Source organism: Pseudaestuariivita sp. (genome assembly GCF_052825805.1).
The window spans coordinates 162874-178994 of the sequence record NZ_JBRBVB010000002.1; the positions used below are offsets into that span (position 1 = coordinate 162874).

A 16121-nucleotide genomic window follows, 5' to 3' on the forward strand; every position below is an offset into this window, starting at 1 on the left:
GCTGCGGGAGCCTCCGGCGGGAGTTTGTCTGGGAAGATGAAGGAGCGGGTGTACCTCGACTGGAACGCGACGGCGCCTTTGCGGGCGGAGTCGCGGGGCGCGATGATCGCGGCCATGGACGTGCTGGGCAATCCGTCGTCGGTCCATGCCGAGGGGCGCGCGGCGAAGGGACTGATCGAGAAGGCGCGGGCGCAGGTGTCGGAGGCGCTCGGGGCCTCCGGGGCGGATGTCGTGTTTACCTCCGGCGCGACGGAGGCGGCGGCGCTGGCTTGCGCGGGACGCGGGCTGGTGGCGGGCTGTGTCGAGCATGATGCGGTGGATGCTTGGGTATTGTCGGAGCTTGCGGTGTCCGAGAGCGGGGCCGTGGCGGTGGACGCGCCGGGACGGACGGCTTTGCAGTATGCCAACTCGGAGACCGGTGTGGTGCAATCTTTGTCGCAAGGGCTGGCAGTGAGCGATCTGACGCAGGCGTTTGGCAAGCTGGCCTTTGGGTTCGACTGGCTGGGCGTCGATACGGGGCTGGTCTCGGCACACAAGCTGGGCGGGCCGAAGGGTGTCGGGGCGCTGGTGATCCGGCAAGGTCTTGATATCGCGGCACAGATCAAGGGCGGCGGTCAGGAGATGGGGCGCCGGTCGGGCACGGAGAACGTGCTGGGGATCGTCGGCTTTGGAGCGGCGGCGGAGGCGGCGCAGCGCGACCTCGCACGCGGCGTCTGGGCGCATGTCGAAAAACTTAGAAACATTCTAGAAAACGCCATTGCAGCCGGCGCGTCAGAGACTATTTTTGTCGGGAAAGGCGCAGAGCGGTTGCCGAACACCTCGTGCTTCCTCACCCCCGGTTGGAAGGGTGAGACGCAGGTGATGGCGATGGACCTGGCCGGCTTTGCGATCAGTGCGGGTTCGGCCTGCTCGTCGGGCAAGGTCAAGGCGAGCCGCGTGCTGCGCGCGATGGGATATACCGAGGTGGAGGCGGCGAGCGCGGTGCGCGTGTCGCTGGGTCCCACCACAACCGAAGACGACGTGCTGCGCTTTGCCGAGACCTGGCTGCGCGCGCACACCAAATTCCGCGCCCGCGCGGCGTGACTGGAGGGTGACATGGCTGCACTGGATGATGTGAAGGTTAAGGACGGCGTCGAAGAGGAAACCGTCGAGCTGGTGAGCCAGGTGGGCGGCGCCTACAAGTATGGCTGGGAAACCGAGATCGAGATGGAGTTCGCGCCGAAGGGCCTGAACACCGATATCGTCAAGTTGATCTCGGAAAAGAACGACGAGCCGGAGTGGATGACCGAATGGCGGCTCGAGGCATACGCCCGCTGGCTCGAAAAGGAAGAGCCTGATTGGGCGATGGTCGACTACCCCGAGATCGACTTCCAGGACCAGTATTACTACGCCCGTCCAAAGTCGATGGAGGTCAAGCCCAAGTCGCTGGACGAGGTCGATCCCAAGCTGCTCGCGACGTACGAAAAGCTCGGCATCCCGCTCAAGGAGCAGATGATCCTTGCGGGCGTCGAGGGCGCCGAGGATATGCCGGCCGAGGGTCGCAAGGTGGCCGTGGACGCGGTGTTCGACTCGGTTTCGGTGGGGACCACCTTCCAGGCCGAGCTCAAGAAGGCCGGCGTCATCTTTTGCTCGATCTCCGAAGCGATCAAGGAGCATCCCGAACTGGTGCGCAAATACCTCGGCTCGGTTGTGCCTGTGTCGGACAATTACTACGCGACGCTCAATTCAGCGGTCTTCTCCGACGGCTCGTTTGTCTACGTGCCGCCCGGCGTGCGCTGCCCGATGGAGCTGTCGACGTACTTCCGCATCAATGCGGAGAACACCGGCCAGTTCGAACGCACGCTCATCATCGCCGATAAAGGCAGCTACGTCAGCTACTTGGAAGGCTGCACCGCGCCCCAGCGCGACACTTCCCAGCTGCACGCCGCCGTCGTCGAGATCATCGTCGAAGAAGACGCGGAGGTGAAATACTCCACCGTCCAGAACTGGTTCCCGGGCGATGAAAACGGGAAGGGCGGCATCTACAACTTTGTCACCAAACGCGCCGACTGCCGCGGCGACCGGGCTAAGGTCATGTGGACGCAGGTCGAGACCGGCTCGGCGGTGACGTGGAAATACCCCTCCTGCATCCTGCGCGGCGACGAGAGCCAAGGCGAGTTCTACTCGATCGCCATCGCCAACAACATGCAGCAGGCCGACACCGGGACCAAGATGATCCACCTCGGCAAGAACACCAAGAGCCGGATCGTCTCGAAAGGCATCAGCGCGGGAAAGGCACAGAACACCTACCGCGGCCTTGTCTCGATGCACCCCAAGGCCAAGAACGGACGCAACTACACCCAGTGCGACTCGCTCCTGATCGGCGACAAATGCGGGGCGCATACGGTCCCGTATATTGAGGTGAAGAACAACTCCTCCCGCGTCGAGCACGAGGCGACGACCTCCAAGGTGGACGACGACCAACTCTTCTACTGCCGCCAGCGGGGCATGGACGAGGAGGAGGCGGTGGCCCTCGTGGTCAACGGCTTCTGCAAGGACGTGCTGCAAGCGCTCCCCATGGAGTTCGCGATGGAAGCGCAACAGCTGGTCGCGATCTCGCTGGAAGGGTCGGTGGGGTGATGCCGGTATTTATGGTGAGGCTTAAAGACGAGCAGGAGCTTGTCGGTTTCTTTTCTATCGATAGTGAATTTGGCGGTGAGGATCTCTTTTGGACAGTAGATGAAGTCACTAACCCATACGCATGTGAAGCATGTGAGCTGCCGAATCCTGGAGGGGTCTTGTTCCTGGGACGCGCAAGTAAAGTGCCTGTGCATTGGGTAGAAGAAGAAGTCGATGACCCTAAACAGGCAGAATTGGCGGCTCAATCAAACCACGAGAACATCAAACAGCTGTTTGTTGGTGCTACCTTAAGCGAGACCTGGAGCAATCAAGTGATCAACTTTGACCACGACTCGAAGCTCAAATGGCTCGATGTCGGGAAGATGAAACAAGGATGATCATTACAACAACCCCCTCCGTCGAAGGCTACCAGATCGCCGACTACAAGGGCATCGTCGTGGGCGAGGCGATCCTTGGGGCGAACATTTTCCGCGATGTCTTCGCAGGCATCACCGACATCATCGGCGGACGCTCTGGCGCATACGAGGAAAGCCTCGGAGAGGCCCGTGAAACCGCCCTCCGCGAGCTCGAAGACCGCGCCCGCGCCAAAGGCGCCAACGCCGTCGTCGGCGTCGATCTCGACTACGAGGTCATTAACAACATGCTCATGGTGTCGGCCTCCGGCACCGCAGTCACACTCGGATAACTCGTAGGGTGGGCACTGCCGACCCTACCGCGCAAGGACAGAAAAATGCTTGAGATCAACAACCTGCACGCCTCTCTTGAAGAAGAGGATAAAGCGATCCTCAAAGGCGTGAACCTCACCGTCGAGGCGGGGAAGGTACACGCGATCATGGGGCCCAACGGCTCGGGCAAGTCGACGCTGTCCTACGTGCTTTCGGGCAAGGACGGCTACGAAGTGACGGACGGCTCGGCCAAGCTTGGCGGCGACGACATCCTCGAGATGGAGCCTGAAGAGCGCGCCGCCGCCGGCATGTTCCTCGCCTTCCAATACCCGGTCGAAATCCCGGGCGTCGGTAACATGACGTTCCTGCGCACCGCCGTAAACGCGCAGCGCAAGGCGCGCGGCGAGGAGGAGATGTCCGCGACCGAGTTCCTCAAGGTCGTGCGCCAGCGCGCCAAGACGCTCAACATCGACGCCGACATGCTCAAACGCCCGGTTAACGTTGGCTTCTCCGGCGGTGAGAAAAAGCGCAACGAGATCCTGCAAATGGCGATGCTTGAGCCCAAGATGTGCATCCTCGACGAAACCGACTCCGGCCTCGACGTCGACGCGATGAAGCTGGTCGCACAAGGTGTGAACGCGCTTCGTGACGAAGGCCGCGGTTTCCTAGTTATCACGCATTATCAAAGGCTTCTGGACCACATCAAACCTGACGTCGTGCACATCATGGCGGACGGAAAGATCGTCAAAACCGGTGGCCCCGAGCTTGCCCTAGAGGTCGAGAACAACGGCTATTCGGATATCCTGGCGGAGGTCGCGTGATGGCGCTGCCCAAGCTCAAACAGGACGCCACCGACGCGCGCCTCGCCGCGCTCGACATGCCGCAGGGAGGCTGGACCGAGGCCGCGCGAAAGTCCGCTCTGGCGCGTGTCCAGGCCATGGGTCTGCCGAGCCGTCGTGACGAATATTGGAAGTACACGCGCCCCGACACGCTGGTTCAGGTCGAGGCGCTCGAGGCGGCGCTTTATGATGAGACTGACATGCCGTTCGAGGGCGTCGACCGGCTCAAGATCGTGTTTGTTGACGGTGTGTTCGATGCGGACGCTTCCGATGACCTGACGCTCTCGGGCGTGCAGATCGAACGTCTCGCTGAAGCGCAGTCGGCTGACATCCACTGGGCCAAGGACCTCTACGGAACCCTCGAAGCGCGCGGACAAACCCCTGTCGAGCGCCCGCTGGCAGCTCTGAACACGGCTTTTGCAACCGACGGTGTGCTCATCCACGTTACACAAACTCCGGCGCGTCCCATCCACGCTATTTATCGCCACACCTCAACGACTTCCGATGCGATCTTGCATCATTGCATTAAGGTGGAGGAGGGGGCTTCGGCGACCTTTCTCGAGACCGGTCCTGGCGCTGCGCGGTTCAACACCGGGATGGAGGTGGAGATTGCACCGGGCGCAACGCTCCATCACGTGCGCGCGCAGGGCCGCGACCACGAACGCCGCGCCGCCACGCATATCTTCGCGCGCCTCGGCACGGAGTCCGTGTTCAAGAGCTTTACCCTGACCGCCAACGGCGTGCTGACTCGGAATGAAACCGTGATCGAGTTCACGGGCGACGACGCGATGGCGACGGTCGCGGGCGCCAGCGTGGGGGATGGTGATTTCCACAACGATTCCACGGTCTTCGTGACGCATGATGCGGTGAATTGCGAAAGCCGGCAGGTGTTCAAAAAGGTGCTGCGCAACGGTGCGACGGGCGTCTTTCAAGGGAAAATCCTGGTAAAGGAAGGTGCGCAGAAGACGGACGGCTACCAGATCAGCCAGTCGCTGCTGCTCGACGATGACAGCCAGTTCCTCGCCAAGCCCGAGCTCGAGATCTACGCCGACGACGTGGCGTGCTCGCACGGCTCGACGTCGGGCGCGATTGACGAGACGGCGCTCTTTTACCTGCGGTCGCGCGGGGTGTCGCAGAGTGACGCAACCGATCTGTTGACCCTCGCGTTTCTGGCCGAGGCGGTGGAAGAAATCGAGGCCGAAGACCTGCGCGACGACATGGTCGCGCGGCTGGAAAACTGGTTGAAGAGACGGCGATAAGTGTCTGTATCAAAAGACATCGTGGCGACCTACCGCCGGCCGGGGCAAGTGGCTCAGCGCTGGCTCGACATGGGGGCGCGTGAGGACCGTGCGCTCGCAGTCCTGATGGCCGGATGTACGCTTGTCTTCATCTCGCAATGGCCCGTTCTGAACCGTCGGGCTGTGTTGGAAGATGTCGAACTCAGCCCGCTGCTGGGGGCGTCGCTGATGGCTTGGATTTTCATCGCGCCGCTGCTGTTCTACGCGATCTCGTTCGTGATCGGCTTGGTGCTGCGCGCGATGGGCAAGGAGGAGCCGGGATACCCGGCGCGGATCACGCTTTTTTGGCCGCTGCTCGCCACGTCACCCATTATTCTGCTCTACGGGCTCACGGTTGGGTTCACGGGCGACAGTCCCGCGGCAACGGCGGTTGGGCTGATTTGGTGTGTTTTGTTTTTATGGTTTTGGATCAGCGGTTTGCGGCGGGTTCTTAAGGCATGACTTCAGGTTTGACTGCTTTGCTCAATTTGGCCGTCCAATCCGTGATGGCTCCGCGCGACGTTGCGCGAAGGATCATTTCATACGGAATTCCGCGGGCGGAGTTGTGGCTGGCGTTGGCTGCGGTCTCGTGTCTGGGTGCTGTCTTGTCGTCGGCGCCGGCCGTCCTTTTTGCGCCTGAGACGACCACCGACCCTTTTCAAGCGCAAGTGATGGCGCTCTTGCGGATGCCGGTCTTGCTGGCTTCGGTCTCGTTTTTCGGCGTGGGTATCGTGGGTTACGCGTTCCACTTGACCGGACGCGCGCTCGGTGGGGAGAGCTCTTTCGAAGGCGTGCTAAGCCTGATGGTCTGGTTTCAAGTGCTGCAGTTGTTGCTGCAGGTGCTGCTGCTTCTTATGGGATTTGTGCTGGCGCCAGTGGCGGGGCTCATCAGCCTGATCGCGCTGCCTCTGGCGCTGTGGATCGCGACGAACTTTATCGACGTTGCGTTTGGATTTGACAATATTCTCAAGACGTTGGGCGTCATGTTTGCAGCGGTTGTGGGACTGACTTTGGGGTTGTCAGTCGTGCTCGCGCTCTTTGGCGTCGGATCAGGAGGGATGCCGGGAAATGTATGACCTTGACCAAGTGCGCGCCGATTTTCCGATCCTGTCGCGCGAGGTGAACGGCAAGCCGCTTGTCTATCTCGACAACGGAGCGTCCGCGCAAAAGCCGCAGGTGGTGATCGACGCGATCACGCAAGCCTACTCGATGGAATATGCGAATGTTCACAGGGGTTTGCACTACCTTTCGAACCTTGCGACCGACAAGTACGAGGCGGTGCGCGGGACGGTGGCGAAGTTTCTGAACGCGGCCTCCGAGGATCACATCGTTTTCACTTCCGGCACGACGGAGGGGATCAACCTGATCTCTTACGGCTGGGCGGCGCCGCGGATGCAGGCGGGTGACGAGATCGTGCTGACGGTTCTGGAGCATCACGCCAACATCGTGCCATGGCATTTTTTGCGGGAACGCCAAGGGGTTACGCTGAAATGGGTGGAGCCTGAGCCGGACGGCTCGCTCGATGCGCAAAAGGTGATCAATGCGATCGGTCCCCGGACCAAGCTGGTTGCTGTCTCGCAGCTGTCCAACGTGCTGGGGACCAAGATCGACGTAAAGGCGATCTGCGTGGCGGCCAAGGCGAAAGGCGTGCCGGTGCTTGTTGACGGCAGCCAGGGTGCGGTGCACATGGCCGTCGATGTGCAGGACATTGGCTGTGATTTCTATGCAATTACAGGGCATAAGCTCTACGGTCCGTCGGGGTCGGGCGCGATCTACATCCACCCTGACCGCATGGCGGAGATGCGTCCCTTTATGGGGGGCGGGGATATGATCCGCGAGGTCCGGCGCGACGAGATCACCTGGAACACCGGCCCGATGAAGTTCGAGGCGGGCACGCCGGGCATCGTGCAGACGATCGGGCTGGGCGTGGCGCTCGAGTACCTGATGGAGCTGGGGATGGAGAACGTGGCGGCGCATGAGGACGCGCTTGCCAGGTACACCACCGAGAAACTGCACGGGCTCAATTGGTTGAATGTCCAGGGCCAAGCGCCTGACAAGGCGGCCATTTTCTCGTTCACGCTCGACGGCGCGGCGCATGCGCACGACATCTCGACCATCCTCGACAAGAAGGGCGTCGCGGTGCGTGCGGGTCACCATTGCGCGGCGCCGTTGATGGAGCATATGGGCGTGACGGCGACCTGCCGGGCGTCGTTCGGGCTCTATAATACGACGGACGAGGTCGACACACTGGTCGAGGCGCTGGAGCTGGCGCACGAGCTTTTCGCCTGACCGCAAATGGGGATTGCCGGGCCTTGTCCGGCGTCTTATACGGCACCTAACGCACCCGTAGCTCAGCTGGATAGAGCGCTGCCCTCCGAAGGCAGAGGCCAAAGGTTCGAATCCTTTCGGGTGCGCCAAACATCTCGCAATTGACACATCGCAGCGCTAGCTTGCGCCTCAGACGGATTGGTTCCGTCCGAGCCGGGAGGAGGCGCGATGACACTGCCACGCATGATGATGGTTGGCTTTTTGGCGGGGGCGGCGTTCCCTGCTGCTGCCGAGGACTTGCAGTATGTCGAGACGGCGCTGCTTGCAGATTTGGCGCCGCCGGCGGCGGAGACGTTCTTTGGCACCGTGGTCGCCAAAGAGCGGACCGGGCTCAGCTACACGGCGGGCGGCTGCATCACGGAGGTGTCGACCGATGCGCTGCGCAGCCAGCGGGCAAGCGCGGGTCAGGTGCTCGTCAGGCTCGACGACCGGCGCGCGCAGCTGGCGCTGCGTACGGCGCGGGCGCGGCTGGCCGAGCTCGAAGGGCTGGTCGAGGAGCGTGACCTCGGGATTGCCTCGGCGATCGCGGATGGCGAGCGGCGGCAGGCGGAGCTGGAGTTCGTGACCAGAGAGCATCAGCGCAACTCGGTCATGTTGGGGCGCGGGCTCATCAATGAGACGACGATGGATGTAGTCGAGCGACGGTTCATGGACGCGGGCTTTGCCGCGGACCGGGCGCAGGAGGCAATCATCTCCGCGCGGGCGGCCAAGCGGCGGGCGGAGATCGCGCGCGACATTGGCGCGCTCGAGGTCGACAATGCGGAGCTGACGGCAGAGCTGCTGGTGCTCCGCGCGCCATATGATGGCGTGCTCGTGGATTTCGACGCGGCGGTGGGCGATTGCGTGCAGAACGGCGGGGAGGCGGCGCAGCTTTATGCGCCGGCGGAGAAGTCGGTTGAGACGTTCTTCCTCGTCAGCCGCCTGTCGGCGATGGGGCCGTCCGGGATCGGCACGGGTCAGCCGGTGGGCTTCACGCGAGTCAATGGCGACGTGTGCGGTGGCACGGTGCGCTGGGTCGACACGGAGGCCGATCTCGAGACGCAGTACGTGAAGGCGACGTTGGATGTGGACGGGGCCTGCGCCTCCCGGCTGTTCCTCAACGAGGCGGTCGAGGTCACGGCGGGCCACACAGGCGACGGCGTTTACCATGTGCCGGAGGCCGCGGTTGAGGGCGAGGCCGTGCTGAGCCTTGTGGGGCAGGGTGACACGGTCTCGTTGACGCCGGTCGAGGTGCTGGACGTTCAAGGCGGGATTGCCGCCATTCGCTACACCGGAGAGGCGGCGCTGCATGTGCTGCTGGATGGGGATGCGTCCGAGGGAACGAGGGTGTCGCGGGTGCCGCCGCAGGGGTGAGCGGTTTAGGCGGCATTCTAAGCGACGCCGCTTAATTCAAAGCTCCCGCCTGACCGGCACGGTCAGGCCGCGCCGACCCGCCCCCTGGGGCGGCGCGATGCGCCACCCCTCGGGACGGCGCGTGAAATTCTGTTTGACATGCAAAAAACGCCGGCCTTTTGCGCCCGGCGTTTTTTGTTTGTAAAAAAGTCGCTTAGCCAAGGGCTTTGATGTTCTTGAGGCCCAGCTCGTAGGTCTTGCCCAGCATCCCGTCCATGAAGAGGCCGAAGATGCGGAACACCGGGTTAAAGCCCATGTCCGAGGCCACCGACCATGTCACGCGGGCACCGCCGACGATGGGCTTGGCCTCGATGGTCTGCACCGGTTTGCCCATGGCGCCGAGGTCGATGAGGTGCGTGACCGAGGTCGCGGTCACGTCCGTGACGGTCTGGGTGCCCTTGCCCTCTTTGCCTTCGAACCGAAAGCCGGAGCCAACACCCGAAGCGGGGCCGAAGGGTGTGATCTGCAGCTTGGGATCGGTGGTGCAGTAAGGGTTGAAGGTCTGGAACCCTTCGGTGGAGGCGACGCGGGCGATCACCTCTTCGGGTGAGAGGCTCACGTCGGCGGAGCGGGTCACGACGACCTTGCGCGGCAGGAGAAGCGCGATCAGGGCGATGGCGGCGAGGATGGCGATGGCGGTGTAAAGAATGGTCATTGGTTTGTCCTTCGAGGTCCGTGTTGGGTTTGGGTTGAGCGGGGCTTTTTTCGCCCTTCTGCCCACACGACGGACGGGGAGGCGGCCAATCGACACCTCACGACATTTTTTTTCGCAGACCCGTACTTTTTTTCTCAAGCCACCGGCGGGAGGGCAGATCGGTGCAGAGCGAAATGGCCTTGGCATATGCTTCTGCGGCCTCTGCGGTGCGTCCAAGCTTGGCAAGGCAGTCAGCACGAACCGCATAGGCGGGCTGGTAGGTATCAAGCGCCTCGGCGTCGATCTTGGCCAGCATCGCGAGCCCTTCACCCGGGCCTGCGTCTTCTGCCACCGCCGCCGCCCGGCTGACCGCCGCGCCGATGGTGGGATAGATGTGCAAGAGCCCGGCGTACAGCTGCGAGAGTGCGCGCCAGTCGGTTTTGAGTGTCACCGTCCTTGCGGCGTGCACCGCCTGGATCGCCGCCTCGAGCTGAAAGCGTCCGGTCTTCCCGTGCTGCGCGGCGTCGGTCAATAGCTTTGCCGACTGGTCGATGAGGCTCTTGTCCCAAAGATCGGTGTCTTGCTCCGGCACCGGCACCAGCACGCCCCGGCGCACCCGCGCTATCCTGCGGCTCTCGATGAAACCGATGAGCGCGGTCAGGCCCATCGCCTCGGGGTTGTCCGGCGCAAGCTGGGTCAGGATCGTGCTGAGAAAGAACGCCTCGTGCGACAGATCACCCGCGCCTTCGAGCCAGTCGACCGCATAAGCGCCGTAAACCGCCTCGAGCACCGCACCCATCCGCTCGGGAAAGGCGTCCGGCTCGGGGATCACAAACGGAATGCCGGCGCTCTTGATCTTCTTTTTGGCGCGCACAAGGCGCTGCGCCATGGCGGAGGGCGAGACGAGAAACGCCTGCGCGATCTGCTCGGCCTCGAGCCCCAGCACGGTTTGCAGCATCAGCGGCGTGCGGATGGCGGCATCGATGGCCGGATGGGCGCAGACAAAGAGCAGCTTGAGCCGTTCGTCCAGCGTCTCTTCGGTCTCGGCCAGGTCGGGGTGGGGGTGTTTTGTATCAGGCATGTCGGGAACCTCGTCTGTGATGACCAGACGAGCCTCCTTGCGCGCCTGATCGGTGCGTCTGTTCTTGGCCACGGTCAAAAGCCAGGCCTCGGGTTTGTCCGGGATGCCGCGCTCGGGCCAGGTCCGCAGGGCGGCGACGAAGGCGTCCGAGAGCGCGTCTTCGGCCGACGCGATGTCGCCGGACCGGCTGGCGAGCATCGCGATCAGTTTGCCGTAGGCGGCCCGGGCGACATCCTCCGCCCGGGCCTCGGGGCTGCGCGGGATCACACGCTGTCCATGGCGGAGGCGCGGATTTCGATCTTGCCGTGCTGGGCCGCGGGGCACTTCTTGGCCCAGGCGAGCGCCGCATCCAGATCCGGCACGTCGATGCAGAAATACCCGCCCAGCGTCTCGCGCGTCTCGGCAAACGGGCCGTCCTGCACGCGGGTCTCGCCGTCCTTGGTCGAGATCGTGGTGGCGGTCTCCGCCGGGTGCAGCCAGTCGGTGTCGACAAAGATGCCGGCCTCGTGCAGCGCGCCGATATAGGCGCCATAGACCTCTTTCTCCTTGGCCCAGTCCTCGGGCGTCATGTCAGCAAAGTCGGCGGGGTTCGAGTAAAGCAAGAATGTGTAACGCATTGGTTCAGTCCCTTGTTGGCGTTTCGATTAAGCGGCGGCGTCGTCGGTGGTTTCAAGTGCGATGTTTTCAAGTCCCAGCTCGAAGTTCGGGCCGACCATGCCGTCCATGAAGAGGCCCATGACGCGAAACACCGGGTTGAACCCCATGTCGGCGTCCATGGTCCAGGTGACGCGGGTACCCGCATCCGTCGCGACGGCTTTGATGGCCTGCGTGGGTGTGCCGAGCGGGCCAAGGTCGAGGTCAAAATCGACTTGCGACGCGCTCACCTTGGCGACCGTCTGGCTGCCCGCGCCGTCCTTGGAGGCGAAGTGAAAGCCCGAGCCGACGCCGGTTTCCGGGCCAAACATGTCGACCTTCAGCTCCGGGTCGAGCTGCCAGTAGGGATTGAAGCTCTGGTAGCCGGTGTTGGAGGCCGCGAGTGCGATGACACGCTCCGGGGCGGCGTCGATGACGGCGCTGCGTTCGATGCTGACGTGACGCGGCAGGGCGAGGCTGGCCACGGCGAGGCCGAGGGTGGCGCAGGCTGTGACGGCGGCGATTTTCTTGAGTTTCATGATCTGTCTCCTCGTTGGTGTGGTGAAGGACCTTTTTGGCCTCTTCACCCACACGACGGACGCGGGGCGGCTCAATCGACAGATGAGCGCGATTTTTTGTGAGAAAATGTGCGGAGCTAAAACAAAAGCGACGCAAATCACTGAAAACGTGAGAAATAAATCTTCATATTTTTCTCAGATATTTTGGGGCGCCTACGTCATCCAGCTGCGATTCACCCCCGTAAGGTGGGCACTGCCGGCGGGTGAGGCTGATAAAACGGGATCGGCACTGCCCACCTTACCTGCCCGCACGCATCTACGTCCGCACTAAAAAAAGGGCGCGACCGGAGCCGCGCCCTTTGGAGCTTCATGGAAATGGAGTTACTGCCAGCCGGCCTCGTTCAGGATCGTCTGCGCGGCGCCGATGTTGTCGGCGATGTCCGACAGCGCGATCGCGTCCGGGCGGAAAAGTCCAAGCGCCGCAACCGACGGCGACAGGCCCACGCCCGGGACCGCCGGGTACTCGTCATTGCCCGCCGAGAAATACTCCTGTGCCTGCTCGGAGGCGAGGTATTCGAGGAACTTGACCGCGTTCTCGCGGTTCGGCGCGTTCACCGCGACGCCGCCGCCTGAGATGTTCATGTGCGCGCCGATGTCGTTCTGGTTGGGGAAGACCCAGCCGATGTCCTCTTGGCTCCCCGACAGGCCCGACACATCTTTGCGCAGCGCGCGGGCAAAGTAGTAGGTGTTCGACATCGCGATGTCGCACTCGCCCGAAACGATGCCGCGCAGCTGGTCTGTGTCACCGCCCTGCGGGTCACGCGCAAAGTTGCCGACGACGGCCTTGGCCCAGTCGCCCATCGCTTCTTCGCCGAGGTGCGCGGTGAGCGCCGCCACGATGTTCTGGGTGTAGACGTTGGAGGACGAGCGGATGCAGACCATGCCTTCGTACTCGGGCTTGGCCAGATCCTGGTAGGTCATCGGCGGGTTTTCGACGTCGTTCTTGTCATAGAAGAGGATCCGCGCGCGCTGCGAGAAGGCGAACCACTGGTTGTCCTCGTCCTGCAGGTAGGCCGGGATCGCCGCTTCGAGCACGTCGCTGTCCACGGATTGCAGCAGGCCCAGCTCCTTGGCCCGCGTGATGCGCACGGTGTCGACGGTCAGAAAGACGTCGACGGGCGAATTGGCGCCCTCGGCCTCCATCCGCGCGATCAGCTCGTCGGCCTTGCCCTCGATCCGGTTCACGGTGATGCCGGTCGCCTCGGTGAAGTCCGAGTAAAGCCGCTCGTCGGTGTCATAGTGGCGCGAAGAGTAGAGGTTCAGCTCGCCTTCGGCAAACGCCGGCGCCGACATAGCGACGGCGGAGAGCGCGAGAATGGACGTTTTCAACATGGTGTTTCCCTTGGGTGTTAAATCCAACTGTTTTACTCAATTACAGAGGTGAAGTTGCCCGTCAAGGGTAGTCGATAAAAATAGTCGGAAAAACGTGGTGAGCGAAATCGCGCGTGCAATGGGCACCGGACCTGTCCTGGGGCGGCAGACGCGGGAAGGTGAAAGCTGCGCTTCGCGAAGGCGCACAAGACCAACCATGCAAGGAGCGACGCGTCTGGCGACCGCCCCGATGCTGTTAAGTCTTACCGGGATGCGCGTTCCGGCGCAGGTGCAGGCTACATTTTCAGCGAAAAGAATATGGCGGAGAGACAGGGATTCGAACCCTGGGTGGGCTTGCACCCACAACGGTTTTCGAGACCGCCCCGTTCGACCACTCCGGCACCTCTCCGCGGGGGTCTTGGTGGCGCTCGTCTAGCGTCTGTGCCTGACCCCTGCAAGATGAAAGATGCCGATGCCGCGACCCCGTGCTTGGAATTGCCGGCCCCATCGCCTACCTCACTGGCAACCTCACAGCCGGAGACCGTCACATGCTGCGCGCCCTTGCCCTTTCGACATGCCTTGCCTTCCCGATCACCCTCAGCGCCGAGAGCGGCGACGCCGAGGCGCTGATCGAGACGATGCAGCTGCAGGAGATGGTCGACATCATGCGTGCCGAGGGGCTCGACTATGGTGAGGAGCTGGGCGCCGACGGCGCGCGTGGCCCTGGCTGGATGCAGGTCGTCGATCGCATCTATGACGCCGAGCGCATGATGGCGACGATGGAGACGACGTTCACGGCGGCGCTTGGCGACACGGACATGGGCCCGATGCTCGAGTTCTTCCGTTCCGACGACGGGCAGGAGGTGATCGCGCTCGAGCTTTCGGCGCGCGAGGCGATGATGGACGAGGCCGTCGAGGAGGCCGCCCGCGAGGCGTTCCGTGTGGTCGAGGACACCGACGACGCGCGGCTCGCGCAGATCGACGACTTCGTCGCTGCCAACGATTTGATCGAATCGAACGTCGTGGGCGCGCTCAACGCCAACATCGTGTTTTTCCGCGGCATGGCCGACGGCGGCGCGTCGGACCTGACGGAGGATCAGATCTTTGCCAACGCCTGGGCGCAGGAGGAGGAGACCCGTGCCGACACGCGCGAGTGGGTCTACGGGTTCCTTCTGATGGCGTACCGCCCGCTCGCCGACGACGTGCTCGACACCTATACCGAGCTGTCGGACACCGAGGCAGGGGACGCGCTCAACCAGGCGCTCTTTGCCGGGTTCAACGCGATGTACGAAGAGATTTCCTACGCGCTGGGTGTCGCGATGGCGCGGCAGGCGCAGGTGCAGGAGCTGTAGGCGGTGTTGCGTCGCGCAGACCACCTCTTGTAACTTCGAAACAGCAATTCACGCGTCGTCCCGCGGGGTGGCGCAATCGCGCCGCCCCAGGGGGGCGGGTCGGCGTGGCCTGACGGTGCCCGTCAGGCGGGCGTTATGGTTTATGCGACTGCACGTCTGTTCAAAGATTATTCATCAGCAATTCCCGACCCAAACCCCACCAACCCCGCTTGACATGAGCGCGCAAACCGACCATTGCGCAGGCTCGACAGAAACTCCCGCCACCGGGCGGGCGCTGTTCGCGGCGTGAAGGCGCAGACCTTCACACAAACACGGCAAACAGGGCGCACCACGCGCACCCGCCGGGCCACAGAACGCGGGACCAAAGGACGATACATATGTTTGCAGTCATGAAGACCGGCGGAAAGCAGTACCGGGTGCAATCCGGCGACACGCTGCAGATCGAGAAACTCGCCGCCGATGCCGGGGAAACCGTGCAGTTCAACGACATTCTGATGCTCGGCGGGGACAGCGTCACCGTCGGCACGCCGACCGTGGATGGTGCGGCTGTGCAGGCCGAGGTCGTTGACCAGATCAAGGGTGACAAGGTCATCCACTTCGTCAAGCGCCGCCGCAAGCACTCGTCCAAGCGGACGAAGGGCCACCGCCAGCAGCTGACCATGGTGCGGATCACCGAGATCCTCGCCTCTGGCGGTGACAAGACCGGCGTGAAGGCCGCGATCGGCGCAGGCTCCGTCGCCGGTGTGGCCGTGGCCGCAGCTGCCGCGTCCAAGCCGGCCAAGAAGGCAGAACCCAAAGCCGAAGCGCCCAAGAAAGAAGCGCCCAAGGCAGAGGCCCCCGCCGCCGAAGAAGGCACCAAGCCGGCCAACCTGCTCACCGAGGCACGTGGCGGCCAGCCGGACGACCTGAAGAAGATCTCGGGCGTCGGGCCCAAGCTCGAAGGGCTGCTGCACGAGAACGGCGTCTTCCACTTCGACCAGATCGCAGCCTGGGGCGCGGACGAGATCGCCTATATGGACGACCGTCTGTCCTTCAAGGGCCGCATCGAGCGTGACAACTGGATTCAGCAGGCGAGCGATTTCGCCAAAGAACAGGAGTAAGACCCCATGGCACATAAAAAAGCAGGCGGCTCCTCCCGCAACGGTCGCGACTCGTCCGGTCGCCGTCTCGGCGTGAAACTCTACGGTGGCCAGCACGCCATCCCCGGCAACATCATCGTGCGCCAGCGCGGGAACAAGTTCTGGCCGGGTGAAGGTGTGGGCCAGGGCAAGGATCACACGCTCTTTGCGACCGCCGAAGGCGCGATCTCGTTCCGCAAGGGTCTCAAGGGCCGCACATTCATTTCGGTGCTCCCAGTGGCGGAGGCCGCAGAGTAAGCCGAGCCTGAGTTCAGGGTATCTTTCAAGGGGATC

At 63.1% G+C, this 16121-nt stretch carries 19 protein-coding genes and 2 tRNA genes; 15 read left to right on the top strand and 6 right to left on the bottom strand.

The genetic code is table 11. From position 1 onward, the window contains the following. Positions 1–36 precede the first annotated feature (36 nt). The 11 genes from ACU0B3_RS01875 to ACU0B3_RS01925 all read left to right on the top strand — a co-directional run bounded on the left by ACU0B3_RS01875 (position 37) and on the right by ACU0B3_RS01925 (position 9081). On the top strand, positions 37–1083 hold the full coding sequence (locus tag ACU0B3_RS01875; protein ID WP_446259108.1) for a cysteine desulfurase family protein: 1047 nt from the start codon (positions 37–39) through the stop codon (positions 1081–1083). A gap of 12 nt (positions 1084–1095) precedes the next feature. Next, entirely contained in the window at positions 1096–2619 is a 1524-nt protein-coding gene (gene sufB, locus ACU0B3_RS01880) for a Fe-S cluster assembly protein SufB (RefSeq protein WP_446259109.1), read from the top strand. Then, positions 2619–2996, top strand: coding sequence for a hypothetical protein (locus ACU0B3_RS01885; RefSeq protein WP_446259110.1), 378 nt, complete (start codon positions 2619–2621; stop codon positions 2994–2996). Before sufB ends, ACU0B3_RS01885 begins: the two co-directional genes overlap by 1 nt. Continuing rightward, the gene (locus tag ACU0B3_RS01890) at positions 2993–3304 is read left to right on the top strand and encodes a heavy metal-binding domain-containing protein (RefSeq protein WP_446259111.1); all 312 of its coding nucleotides are present in this window, start codon (positions 2993–2995) and stop codon (positions 3302–3304) included. Before ACU0B3_RS01885 ends, ACU0B3_RS01890 begins: the two co-directional genes overlap by 4 nt. Before the next feature lie 45 nt (positions 3305–3349). After that, on the top strand, positions 3350–4105 hold the full coding sequence (sufC, locus tag ACU0B3_RS01895) for a Fe-S cluster assembly ATPase SufC (RefSeq protein WP_446259112.1): 756 nt from the start codon (positions 3350–3352) through the stop codon (positions 4103–4105). Further along, the gene (sufD, locus tag ACU0B3_RS01900; protein ID WP_446259113.1) at positions 4105–5382 is read left to right on the top strand and encodes a Fe-S cluster assembly protein SufD; all 1278 of its coding nucleotides are present in this window, start codon (positions 4105–4107) and stop codon (positions 5380–5382) included. The genes sufC and sufD overlap by 1 nt, the downstream gene beginning before the upstream one ends. A 21-nt stretch (positions 5383–5403) precedes the next feature. Beyond that, the gene (locus ACU0B3_RS01905) at positions 5404–5862 is read left to right on the top strand and encodes a YIP1 family protein (RefSeq protein ID WP_446259114.1); all 459 of its coding nucleotides are present in this window, start codon (positions 5404–5406) and stop codon (positions 5860–5862) included. 44 nt (positions 5863–5906) lie between these two features. Continuing rightward, entirely contained in the window at positions 5907–6476 is a 570-nt protein-coding gene (locus ACU0B3_RS01910; protein WP_446259115.1) for a YIP1 family protein, read from the top strand. After that, positions 6469–7689: a cysteine desulfurase gene (locus ACU0B3_RS01915; RefSeq protein ID WP_446259116.1), complete on the top strand. Its 1221-nt coding sequence runs from the start codon at positions 6469–6471 to the stop codon at positions 7687–7689. The genes ACU0B3_RS01910 and ACU0B3_RS01915 overlap by 8 nt, the downstream gene beginning before the upstream one ends. Positions 7690–7740: 51 nt before the next feature. After that, positions 7741–7817, top strand: a tRNA-Arg gene (locus ACU0B3_RS01920). Positions 7818–7896: 79 nt separating this feature from the next. After that, on the top strand, positions 7897–9081 hold the full coding sequence (locus ACU0B3_RS01925; protein WP_446259117.1) for an efflux RND transporter periplasmic adaptor subunit: 1185 nt from the start codon (positions 7897–7899) through the stop codon (positions 9079–9081). Between the two features lie 193 nt (positions 9082–9274). Here the strand turns inward: ACU0B3_RS01925 and ACU0B3_RS01930 are convergent, their stop codons facing one another. From ACU0B3_RS01930 to ACU0B3_RS01945, 4 genes are all read right to left on the bottom strand, one after another. Next, positions 9275–9775, bottom strand: coding sequence for an SRPBCC family protein (locus ACU0B3_RS01930; protein ID WP_446259118.1), 501 nt, complete (start codon positions 9773–9775; stop codon positions 9275–9277). A 97-nt stretch (positions 9776–9872) separates the two neighbouring features. Further along, positions 9873–11102 carry an RNA polymerase sigma factor gene (locus tag ACU0B3_RS01935; RefSeq protein WP_446259119.1) on the bottom strand — a complete coding sequence of 410 codons (1230 nt, stop codon included), beginning with the start codon at positions 11100–11102 and terminating at the stop codon, positions 9873–9875. Next, complete coding sequence (locus ACU0B3_RS01940) at positions 11099–11452, bottom strand: YciI family protein (protein WP_446259120.1); 354 nt, start codon at positions 11450–11452, stop codon at positions 11099–11101. Before ACU0B3_RS01940 ends, ACU0B3_RS01935 begins: the two co-directional genes overlap by 4 nt. Before the next feature lie 27 nt (positions 11453–11479). Beyond that, entirely contained in the window at positions 11480–12007 is a 528-nt protein-coding gene (locus ACU0B3_RS01945) for an SRPBCC family protein (protein ID WP_446259121.1), read from the bottom strand. On the opposite strand from ACU0B3_RS01945, the gene ACU0B3_RS01950 reads away from it, so the two are divergent. After that, the gene (locus tag ACU0B3_RS01950) at positions 12006–12317 is read left to right on the top strand and encodes a hypothetical protein (RefSeq protein WP_446259122.1); all 312 of its coding nucleotides are present in this window, start codon (positions 12006–12008) and stop codon (positions 12315–12317) included. The genes ACU0B3_RS01945 and ACU0B3_RS01950 overlap by 2 nt on opposite strands. A gap of 50 nt (positions 12318–12367) precedes the next feature. Here ACU0B3_RS01950 and ACU0B3_RS01955 read toward each other — a convergent pair whose 3' ends face one another. Together ACU0B3_RS01955 and ACU0B3_RS01960 are read right to left on the bottom strand one after the other, a co-directional pair. Next, positions 12368–13378 carry an extracellular solute-binding protein gene (locus ACU0B3_RS01955; RefSeq protein WP_446259123.1) on the bottom strand — a complete coding sequence of 337 codons (1011 nt, stop codon included), beginning with the start codon at positions 13376–13378 and terminating at the stop codon, positions 12368–12370. Positions 13379–13676: 298 nt separating this feature from the next. Beyond that, positions 13677–13766, bottom strand: a tRNA-Ser gene (locus tag ACU0B3_RS01960). Between the two features lie 76 nt (positions 13767–13842). On the opposite strand from ACU0B3_RS01960, the gene ACU0B3_RS01965 reads away from it, so the two are divergent. The 3 genes from ACU0B3_RS01965 to rpmA all read left to right on the top strand — a co-directional run bounded on the left by ACU0B3_RS01965 (position 13843) and on the right by rpmA (position 16085). Further along, positions 13843–14709 (top strand): DUF2059 domain-containing protein, encoded by an 867-nt coding sequence (locus ACU0B3_RS01965; RefSeq protein ID WP_446259124.1) that lies wholly within the window; start codon positions 13843–13845, stop codon positions 14707–14709. A 377-nt stretch (positions 14710–15086) separates the two neighbouring features. Continuing rightward, on the top strand, positions 15087–15809 hold the full coding sequence (locus ACU0B3_RS01970) for a 50S ribosomal protein L21 (protein WP_446259125.1): 723 nt from the start codon (positions 15087–15089) through the stop codon (positions 15807–15809). Between the two features lie 6 nt (positions 15810–15815). Next, positions 15816–16085, top strand: coding sequence for a 50S ribosomal protein L27 (gene rpmA, locus ACU0B3_RS01975; RefSeq protein ID WP_446259126.1), 270 nt, complete (start codon positions 15816–15818; stop codon positions 16083–16085). Positions 16086–16121: the final 36 nt, after the last annotated feature.

Coding starts and splice junctions, on each gene's coding strand:
- ACU0B3_RS01875 (WP_446259108.1), top strand. CDS start 37: ATGAAGGAGCGGGTGTACCTCGACTGGAACGCGACGGCGCCTTTGCGG.
- sufB (WP_446259109.1), top strand. CDS start 1,096: ATGGCTGCACTGGATGATGTGAAGGTTAAGGACGGCGTCGAAGAGGAA.
- ACU0B3_RS01885 (WP_446259110.1), top strand. CDS start 2,619: ATGCCGGTATTTATGGTGAGGCTTAAAGACGAGCAGGAGCTTGTCGGT.
- ACU0B3_RS01890 (WP_446259111.1), top strand. CDS start 2,993: ATGATCATTACAACAACCCCCTCCGTCGAAGGCTACCAGATCGCCGAC.
- sufC (WP_446259112.1), top strand. CDS start 3,350: ATGCTTGAGATCAACAACCTGCACGCCTCTCTTGAAGAAGAGGATAAA.
- sufD (WP_446259113.1), top strand. CDS start 4,105: ATGGCGCTGCCCAAGCTCAAACAGGACGCCACCGACGCGCGCCTCGCC.
- ACU0B3_RS01910 (WP_446259115.1), top strand. CDS start 5,907: ATGGCTCCGCGCGACGTTGCGCGAAGGATCATTTCATACGGAATTCCG.
- ACU0B3_RS01915 (WP_446259116.1), top strand. CDS start 6,469: ATGTATGACCTTGACCAAGTGCGCGCCGATTTTCCGATCCTGTCGCGC.
- ACU0B3_RS01925 (WP_446259117.1), top strand. CDS start 7,897: ATGACACTGCCACGCATGATGATGGTTGGCTTTTTGGCGGGGGCGGCG.
- ACU0B3_RS01930 (WP_446259118.1), bottom strand. CDS start 9,775: ATGACCATTCTTTACACCGCCATCGCCATCCTCGCCGCCATCGCCCTG.
- ACU0B3_RS01940 (WP_446259120.1), bottom strand. CDS start 11,452: ATGCGTTACACATTCTTGCTTTACTCGAACCCCGCCGACTTTGCTGAC.
- ACU0B3_RS01950 (WP_446259122.1), top strand. CDS start 12,006: ATGATCTGTCTCCTCGTTGGTGTGGTGAAGGACCTTTTTGGCCTCTTC.
- ACU0B3_RS01945 (WP_446259121.1), bottom strand. CDS start 12,007: ATGAAACTCAAGAAAATCGCCGCCGTCACAGCCTGCGCCACCCTCGGC.
- ACU0B3_RS01955 (WP_446259123.1), bottom strand. CDS start 13,378: ATGTTGAAAACGTCCATTCTCGCGCTCTCCGCCGTCGCTATGTCGGCG.
- ACU0B3_RS01970 (WP_446259125.1), top strand. CDS start 15,087: ATGTTTGCAGTCATGAAGACCGGCGGAAAGCAGTACCGGGTGCAATCC.
- rpmA (WP_446259126.1), top strand. CDS start 15,816: ATGGCACATAAAAAAGCAGGCGGCTCCTCCCGCAACGGTCGCGACTCG.